Here is a 7867-nt window from a genome sequence, read left to right on the forward strand (position 1 = left end):
TGGTGCCGATTGTGCAGTTCACTTCTGCACTCAGAATGTCAGAAGACGACTGCAATCACGGGTAAAACCCCAGCAAATCGTGCAGCCTACTTCTGAAACTGACAGCAGCGATTCACGTTTGCCGGTCAACCTCTCCCGTGGCTACCGAATCACACCGGAGCCGAGCGGGCCGACCTGGCCCCATCCCTGAGTGCATCGCCGTTCCGACAACTCGTAGTCGTTTTCTATCGACGTTTCGGCATCGTCGAACGGGAAGCCGCACCAGACCGCCGATCGAGTGCGGACGCCTGTGTAAGGCTCTCGTGATCAGCTGGGGTCTTCGTGGGCGAGAGCGCGGTAGCCTTTCGCTCCGGCACGGTCGACGGCGGCTTTGACGACCCCGAACACCGCGCCATGAATGGCGGCCGCGATCAGCACCTCCTGGACGGTGCGGCTCAGGTCTTTCGGGTCGGGAGTCGAGGTGTCGTTGTCGCCGATACGTTTCCACACCTGCTTGAACACCACCCCGGCAAGTACCCCGCCGAGCACGCTGGTAGCCAGCGACAGCGGTTTGTACACCGCTTTCGACACCGCACTCATCGCAGCAACCGCCGCGCACGGCGACGACGCGAGAACACCACCAGCACTACCGCCGCGACCAGGGTCCCGACAGCGGCCGCGGCGACCTGCGGATTGTCCTGAGCCAACGTCTTGGCCTTCTCCGCCTGAACGGTTGCTTCACTGCGCACCCGCGCAGGCACATCGACTTTGTCGGCGAGCGCCGCCACCGTCTCGGCGAGTTCGGCGCGCTGCTGTTCGATATCCGGCACCGGCGCTACTGGCGGGTCTGTCACGTGCGCCTCCTCGCCTGTCTCGTTACCGCGTGCAACGTGCTTGTTCTCGGTCATCGGATTCCCTTCTTGATGGCGGTGATGTCGTCGTTGACACTGGCGACGGTCTCTGCCGGTACCGGAGGTACCGCATTCTTCGCGCGTGAGGTCCCCACCGCAGCCAAAACCCCTCCCACCACCAGGACTGCGGCGGCGACGATCAGCGCTGCCAGCCACGCCGACAGCACTGTCGCCAACCCCAGCACTGCAGTTGCTATCAGAGTGGCGAGACCGAAGAACAGCAGCAGTGCGCCCGCACCGGTGATACCGATACCGATGCCGAGCCGGGTGCCTTTGCTTTTCACTTCCTCGAGGCCTGAGCGGATCTCGCTGCGCACCAGCGTCGACACCTGATCGGTCAAGCGTTCGACGAGCTGCACTGTCGACAGATCCGCAGCCGAAGTGCGGGCTTCCTCCGACGGTGGCCCGGAATGAGCGTTCATTGTTTCTCCCTGCATATGTTGATTCGAAGTGATGTCTCCGCCAGTGCTGGAGCCGGAAACAGGTACAGGCAACGGCTTTTCGTCGCCGTGTGTCGTGCGATTGTGTCTGTCATCGCGCTGCCCAGCACCGCTGGAATGTGCCGTGGCATGTTGGTGGCGAAGCCGAAGCCGTCGTCCGTCGTCGACGGCGGCGGCATCTTTCTCCTCGTTCTTCTCCGACACCCGAGTATCTCGGGGTGGGAGCTGCAAACGTTCCTCGGCGACCATCCCTGCCTGCAGTTGTCGGCCACGTTCGAGTTCGGAATCGAGTTCGGCACCGAACAGCAACGCAAGGTTGGTGATCCACAACCACAGCAGGAACACGATCGCCCCGGCCAACGATCCGTAGGTCTTGTTGTAGCTGCCGAAATTGGCGACGTAGAACCCGAACAGGATCGTCGCGGCGACCCACACCACGATCGCCACCACTGCTCCGCTGCTGATCCACCGAAACTTCGGCTGCTGAATATTCGGAGTCGCGTAATACAACAACGCGACCGCGAGAACGACGATGACCAGCACGACCGGCCACCGTGCGATGTTCCACACCGTCAACGCGGTATCGCCGAGACCGACCGCATCCCCCACCGCGGCTGCTACCGGTCCGCTGACCGCGAGCATCACCGCCGCGAGAGCAATCAGCACCAGCGCCGCCACCGTCACCAGCAACAGCACCGGCCGCAATTTCCAGACCGGACGCCCTTCCTCGACCTCGTACATTCGGTTCATCGCCCGCCCGAACGCCCCCACATACCCCGACGCCGACCACAACGCACCCGCAACACCAGTAACCAGAGCGAACCCTGCGGCCGGAGCGGACACCAACTGCGTGATCGGCTCCCGCAGCGTCTCCACCGCCGAGGAGGGTCCCAGATCGGACACGATCTGCAACACACCATCGACGGTGGCTTGTCCTTGCCCGAACACACCGAGCAGCGACACGATCGCCAACACAGCGGGAAACAGCGACAACACTGCGTAGTACGTCAACGCTGCCGCGAGATCGGTGCACTGATCACGCGAGAACTCACGCGCAGTCTTGCGAAGCACGAACAGCCACGACGTTTTCGTCAGCTCCGTCGGCGAGTCGGCCTTGCGCGGATCATCCGGGTCGGCATCCACCGGTGCGGACGGGACATCATCGTTCTCACTCACCTGACGCTAGTACCCGCAGCACACCGACGAAAACATTGCCCGAGAGTCAGCAGCAGATGAATCGGCGGCACAGAAAACGCAGTAACAGTCTGGTCTTGCGCCGCAAAATGGACCGAGCTTGGTACGCAGAGCACCGCTACCACCGGCGCGGTCTGTCTCTCGATGAGTGAACAACCCGTCAACCGAACAGGGTTTCATCGGAAATAGAACGGGGACGGTTTTCGCCCGGTGGCGGTGACAGATCACCATCACTCTTCCGTTGTTGTACACGGCCCCATACCCACGACGTTATCGGCGTTGTCCGCAGGCGAGGCGTCGAGACCACCGCGAATCAGCGGCTGACCGGCCTGCTTCAATGCTCAACTATGACCGATCCCAAACAAACCACCACCGGAGCCCTCTCGGTTGGTGACATCGTCGAAGTGCACCGCCCCGACGGGACCACCTCTGCAGGGACACTCGTCGAGGACTTCGGGGACTACCTCCTGCCCGCAGACACCCTCGGTCGCACCTGGGCGCCCCCACACCGCTGGGCGATCGCCCTGGACGCCGGGGCCCTCGTCTTCGCCGACGACCAGGACGTCACCGCACTACCTGCTTCCCCACCCACCAACACCGCAGCCAACAGTCCCGCAGCTGACAGCACCGCCGGCACGCCGTGACGGAACACCCTCGATCTGTCCCCCGCCGCACCTATCTGTTTTGGAGCGGCGTAGCGCTCGTGCTGATCACCTGCGCGGCGTGGGCACTCGACCCCGAACGCGGGTTCCTCGGCGCCGCGATTCTCGGCGCCACCGGGACCGCCGTATTCCTGGCACTCGTAGCAGTCATCAGCCGAACAGGATGAGCGGACAACCGGCCCGGGCAGGCTGGTGGGTGAGTCTGCATGCGCCAACCGCCGCGATGGGCTGAACCTCGGCACGCGGAAACCCCCGTAATTCCGACACAATGGACTCGAAGTCACACGGCACATCGTGTGAACCCATCCTGCATCCGCCCTGCACACCGAGCACTGACCCCCGTTCCCGACACCACCAGGGGTGGATTCCTTTGAACGACAACACTGTCGACCCGGCATTGATCGACTTCGCACTGCGTTGGCACCACTACGACAACGACGTCGGTGACGAAGACATCTATCCCACCTTCGGTATTACCCCGGGCGAATACCGACGCAGACTCTGGTATGCCCTCAACCTGCCCGACACCCCTGCCCTCGACGAAGACACCCGCACTCGCCTACTCGACTATGCCCGTCGCTACACCACCGACACCATGCCCACACCGTCCACCACATCACTGCGGCGCCCGGTCAGGTGAGCACCGCCGCCTGCTCTCTCTACCCGCCAACAGCGGGATCGGTGTTTGCAGCAGTGGCGGCCCAGATGCGGATGAGGTCGGGTCGTACTCGTATCGTCCACTCGGTTGAAGTCAGGACGCACGGTCGCCGAGGTCGCCGCAGGTCTCGATGTCACCGAACAATCCATCTACAACTGGCGTAACCAGGAGCTCATCGATACCGGACAGAAGCCGGGGCTGAGCTCGATCGAGAGCGCCGAACTCGCTGCCGCCCGTCGTCGTATCGCCGAGTTGGAGACCGAGCTTGCCATCGCCGAACGCTCCACGGAACTGCTGAAGTCGGTGGCGGCCGCAAAGGCGGTTCGAAGCGATCGAAGTGATGGCCAAGGAAGGACTACCGGTACAGACTTCGTGTCGGATTCTGGAGGTGCCCGAGTCCGGCTTCTACGAGTGGCGCAATCGCCCGCCCTCGGAACGCTCACTGCGACATGCCTGGTTGACGCAGCCGATCACCTAGGTTCACACCGCCTCGCATGGCACCTACGGTGCCCGCCGAGTTCACGGAAGAACTCACCCTTAGTCACGACATTGCCGTGGGACACGGCTGCATCGAACTACTGATGAGAACTGCTGGTGTGAAAGGACTTCCGGGAAACAAACGTGCCCGTTCCAAGCATCAGACTCCCACCGCGAGCGATCTCGTGGACCGTACGTTCACCCGCGACGAGCCTAACAAGCTGTGGGTCACGGACATCACGGAACATCCCACCCGTGAAGGTAAAATTTACTGCGCCGCTGTCCTGGATACGTTTTCGAGGCGAGTCGTCGGTTGGTCGATCGACAGCTCGCAGACAGCGACGTTGGGACTGCCCCAGCTTTGGTTGACATCTGATCTGTGAGGATCGCTCCTCACGGTGGAAGGATGTTCACCATGCCGAAAGCATTTCCCGAGGAGTTCCGCCGCGACGTCATCGCCGTCGCACGCAAGGGCGAGGCCCCGTTGCGTCAGATCGCGAAGGACTTCGGAATCTCCGAAGGTTGCCTGCACCGCTGGCTCAAGATTGCCGATCGTGAAGACGGCGTCGTCCGTGACGGCCGGCAGAACCCTGGTGACGAGTCCGCTGAGCTGCGGGAGCTAAAGAAGCGCAACCGGCTGCTCGAGCAGGAAAACGACGTTCTGCGGCGAGCCGCCGCCTATCTGAGTCGAGACATACTCCCAAAATGATCTACCCGCTGGTCCTCGACCTTGCTGGCGACGGAGTACCCGTCACAGTGACCTGCCGGGTTCTCGGTTTCTCAACCCAAGCGTTCTACAAATGGAAGAAAAAGCCAGTCACGCAACGAGATTGGGATGATGCGCATCTGATCAACATTGCTCGTGAGATCCACGACGACGACCCCGCATTCGGCTACCGCTTCATCGCAGTCGAACTACCCGACCGCGGAATCACCGCCAGCGAGAACAGGGTCGCGCGGTTGTGCTCACAAGAACGCATCTGGTCGGTGTTCTCGAAGAAGCGAGGCCTGAACAGGAAGGCCGGCCCGCCGGTTCACGACGACCTCGTCGACCGTCAGTTCACCGCACGGGCCGCGGACGAGCTGTGGCTGACCGACATCACCGAACACCGCACCGACGAGGGCAAACTGTATCTCTGCGCGATCAAGGACGTCTGGTCGAACAGGATCGTCGGCTACTCGATCGACTCCAGGATGAAGGCCTCGTTAGCGGTGTCAGCATTGGATAATGCTGTGGCGCAAAGAGGCTCGGTGGGGACTATCGTGCATTCGGATCGCGGTAGCCAATTCCGATCCAGGAAGTTCGTACATGTCCTGTCGCGCAACGGGTTACGAGGCTCTATGGGGCGGGTCGGGGCGTGCGGTGACAACGCCGCGATGGAGTCGTTCTTCGCACTCGTGCAGAAGAACGTCCTCGACCGCCAGCGGTGGTCGACCCGCGAGCAACTACGGCTGGCGATCGTGACCTGGATCGAAAAGACCTATCACCGCAAACGCCGTCAACGGCGCCTCGGCAAGCTCACCCCTATCGAGTTTGAGACAATCAACCGGACCGCACACGCGGCCTGAATCGCTCAACCCCACTAGTCAACTGAAGTCGGGGCAGTCCCCTCACCGGTTTCGTCACACCCGACTTACCCGCCTGGCCGAACTCGGTTTACCGGTTCACGTGCTCCAACGCTATGCCGGCCATGCCACCCCGACAATGACCATGCACTACATCGCGGCCCGCGACGAACACGCCGAACAAGCATTTCTCGCGACCACGAAACTCCGCGCCGACGGCACGCGCATCGCATTGTCCAGCGACGACCACGACAGCCTGCATCTGTTCCGCAGTGCCGACCGAATCCTCCCGAACGGCTGGTGCATGCTTCCTCCACTGCAGACATGCGGAAAAGGCAACGCATGCCTGACATGCTCGGTCTTCGTCACAGACATCACTCACAGCAGCGTCCTCAAACGTCAGCTTCACGAGACCACAGAGATCATCGACAGAGCCACAACAGAATTCGAACAGAAACACGGCCAACCTATGCCCTCGGACAACGTCTGGCTCAACCTCCGCCGCGCCGAACACACCGCTCTGACAGACCTCATAGATACCCTCGAACGCACACCCGAGAATCCACTCGACGACATCACCCCGCCGTGCAACCGCTCCACTGCCGGGCCGATCGCACTAACTCTCGAGCCGATCAAAGACCGCAGAGGCACACCATGACCGACACCCGAGAACGCCGCATCGCCGTCCTCACTGCCGCCGCGAAGGCCAAATCTCAGCGCGCCGCACACGCTGCCGATCAGGCAATCAGATCCCTGGTCAAACGCGGTGAACCCATCACATTTCAGTCCGTGCAACGAGAGGCCGGCGTCTCGCACGCCTTCCTTTACAAGCACTCCGAGCTTCGCCGACGCATCGACTACCTACGCGGGAAGCACCTCTCAACGACAACCGCACGCCCCATCGCCACCGACGAGAACCCGCTGGTCATCACGCTGACACAACAGATAACTGAACTCAAGAGACGTCACCGACAGCAAACCCAAGCTCTGCGCGACGCGCTCGAACAAGCCCACGGCGAAAACCTCGACCTACGACGCGAAATGGCCCGCCGCGGCAACACCCAAAACACTGCTGAATCAATCGAAACGACAACCTGACCCGCACACGAACCACCGTTCTGACCCAACCCATAGATAACGACCGGAGTCGGCAAAACACATCTGGCAACAGCGTTGGGGCACATGGCAATCCGCCGACGCCACAGTGTCCTGTTCGCACGGTCGGACAAATTGTTCACGCGACTGCGAGCAGCGCGACTCGACAACACCGTCGACGCCGAGATCCGGCGGTTGACCGCCATCGAGATCCTGATCATCGACGACTTCGCCCTGCGCCCACTCGATGCCACCGAAACCAGCGACTTCTACGAACTCATCGTCGAACGCCACCGAAAGAAAACCACCATCGTCACCTCTGCGGGCGACCTCGGCGATGGTGCGGCCGGAATCGATCACCCTACGGGCGGCCTCGACCTTGTATTCGGTCGTGAACGACCTGCGTTTGCGGGACATGCGGACATCCTTCCAGCGGAACCATCGGTCCCGCTATCTCGGTGTCCACCATCCGGGGTGAACCTCAAACGCACCCGACCCGGAACAGTTGACGACACCACCAACAACGAGCATCCTCAATAACGCGCCACGGTGGTCCCTACCCTCTGGCAATCAGGTGGTCCCATCACCCTGGCAAGCGACAGCCAGCGCTATGACCGTCGTGGCGACAATCGCCCCGTCAAGAACGACGGGCAAGACCCACGCTCGTCCTGGATCGGTCCCGGCCATAATCGCCAGCTCTCGGAGCGCGGCGAAAGACAGCCAAAACGATGATGCTGCGATGCCAACGGTTAAGGCGATACCGGTCATCAACGCGGCGAACAGCACCTGCGGAGGGTAAGTCCCGTGGGGTGGTGGACATTCGGTGAGGCGGCGTAGCCGCAGCTCGGGCGTGTCGTACCCGTGTTGTGGGTGGGCCATCGCGTA

General features: G+C 62.0%; 11 protein-coding genes and 3 pseudogenes. 9 read left to right on the forward strand and 5 right to left on the reverse strand.

Annotation, left to right across the window (positions count from 1 at the left end; all coding sequences use genetic code 11):
• Positions 1-306: 306 nt before the first annotated feature.
• Genes A2J02_RS16210 through A2J02_RS16220 form a run of 3 tightly spaced genes read right to left on the reverse strand, consistent with a single transcriptional unit; the run spans position 307 to position 2506 of the window.
• Positions 307-579 carry a DUF4235 domain-containing protein gene (locus A2J02_RS16210; protein ID WP_032375676.1) on the reverse strand — a complete coding sequence of 91 codons (273 nt, stop codon included), beginning with the start codon at positions 577-579 and terminating at the stop codon, positions 307-309.
• Positions 576-833: a DUF3618 domain-containing protein gene (locus A2J02_RS16215; RefSeq protein ID WP_032375695.1), complete on the reverse strand. Its 258-nt coding sequence runs from the start codon at positions 831-833 to the stop codon at positions 576-578. The genes A2J02_RS16210 and A2J02_RS16215 overlap by 4 nt, the downstream gene beginning before the upstream one ends.
• 50 nt (positions 834-883) lie before the next feature.
• Positions 884-2506: a YhjD/YihY/BrkB family envelope integrity protein gene (locus A2J02_RS16220; RefSeq protein WP_052063204.1), complete on the reverse strand. Its 1623-nt coding sequence runs from the start codon at positions 2504-2506 to the stop codon at positions 884-886.
• A gap of 365 nt (positions 2507-2871) precedes the next feature.
• Here A2J02_RS16220 and A2J02_RS16225 point away from each other — a divergent pair, with 365 nt between their 5' ends.
• The 9 genes and pseudogenes from A2J02_RS16225 to A2J02_RS16260 all read left to right on the forward strand — a co-directional run.
• Positions 2872-3168 (forward strand): hypothetical protein, encoded by a 297-nt coding sequence (locus A2J02_RS16225; RefSeq protein ID WP_068051217.1) that lies wholly within the window; start codon positions 2872-2874, stop codon positions 3166-3168.
• A gap of 388 nt (positions 3169-3556) precedes the next feature.
• Complete coding sequence (locus A2J02_RS16230) at positions 3557-3826, forward strand: hypothetical protein (protein WP_068051219.1); 270 nt, start codon at positions 3557-3559, stop codon at positions 3824-3826.
• A 105-nt stretch (positions 3827-3931) separates the two neighbouring features.
• Positions 3932-4426: a transposase gene (locus tag A2J02_RS29060; RefSeq protein WP_094642616.1), complete on the forward strand. Its 495-nt coding sequence runs from the start codon at positions 3932-3934 to the stop codon at positions 4424-4426.
• Entirely contained in the window at positions 4339-4704 is a 366-nt protein-coding gene (locus tag A2J02_RS27315; protein WP_082898868.1) for a DDE-type integrase/transposase/recombinase, read from the forward strand. Before A2J02_RS29060 ends, A2J02_RS27315 begins: the two co-directional genes overlap by 88 nt.
• Positions 4705-4736: 32 nt before the next feature.
• Positions 4737-5890, forward strand: a protein-coding gene (locus A2J02_RS16245) for an IS3 family transposase (protein WP_094642707.1) whose coding sequence is annotated in 2 segments (ribosomal slippage) — positions 4737-5019 and positions 5019-5890 — 1155 coding nt in all. Because the reading frame shifts where the segments join, the coding sequence is not laid out codon by codon here.
• Positions 5856-6002 (forward strand): annotated as a pseudogene (locus A2J02_RS29065) (hypothetical protein); the annotation flags it as partial. The gene A2J02_RS16245 and the pseudogene A2J02_RS29065, both read left to right, overlap by 35 nt.
• Positions 6003-6026: 24 nt before the next feature.
• Positions 6027-6545, forward strand: coding sequence for a hypothetical protein (locus A2J02_RS16250; protein WP_068051223.1), 519 nt, complete (start codon positions 6027-6029; stop codon positions 6543-6545).
• Positions 6542-6985, forward strand: a complete 444-nt coding sequence (locus A2J02_RS16255) for a DUF6262 family protein (RefSeq protein ID WP_068051225.1) — start codon at positions 6542-6544, stop codon at positions 6983-6985. Before A2J02_RS16250 ends, A2J02_RS16255 begins: the two co-directional genes overlap by 4 nt.
• 45 nt (positions 6986-7030) lie before the next feature.
• Positions 7031-7303 (forward strand): annotated as a pseudogene (locus tag A2J02_RS16260) (ATP-binding protein); the annotation flags it as partial.
• Between the two features lie 39 nt (positions 7304-7342).
• Here A2J02_RS16260 and A2J02_RS29070 read toward each other — a convergent pair.
• Positions 7343-7399 (reverse strand): annotated as a pseudogene (locus A2J02_RS29070) (hypothetical protein); the annotation flags it as partial.
• Between the two features lie 153 nt (positions 7400-7552).
• A partial coding sequence (locus A2J02_RS16265) for a DUF2637 domain-containing protein (RefSeq protein WP_231893884.1) occupies positions 7553-7867 on the reverse strand: 315 nt, incomplete at its 5' end.

Origin of the sequence: Rhodococcus sp. EPR-147, assembly GCF_001647185.1 — a bacterium.
Taxonomy (GTDB): domain Bacteria; phylum Actinomycetota; class Actinomycetes; order Mycobacteriales; family Mycobacteriaceae; genus Rhodococcoides.

Coding starts and splice junctions, on each gene's coding strand:
- A2J02_RS16210 (WP_032375676.1), bottom strand. CDS start 579: ATGAGTGCGGTGTCGAAAGCGGTGTACAAACCGCTGTCGCTGGCTACC.
- A2J02_RS16225 (WP_068051217.1), top strand. CDS start 2,872: ATGACCGATCCCAAACAAACCACCACCGGAGCCCTCTCGGTTGGTGAC.
- A2J02_RS27315 (WP_082898868.1), top strand. CDS start 4,339: ATGGCACCTACGGTGCCCGCCGAGTTCACGGAAGAACTCACCCTTAGT.
- A2J02_RS16250 (WP_068051223.1), top strand. CDS start 6,027: ATGACCATGCACTACATCGCGGCCCGCGACGAACACGCCGAACAAGCA.
- A2J02_RS16255 (WP_068051225.1), top strand. CDS start 6,542: ATGACCGACACCCGAGAACGCCGCATCGCCGTCCTCACTGCCGCCGCG.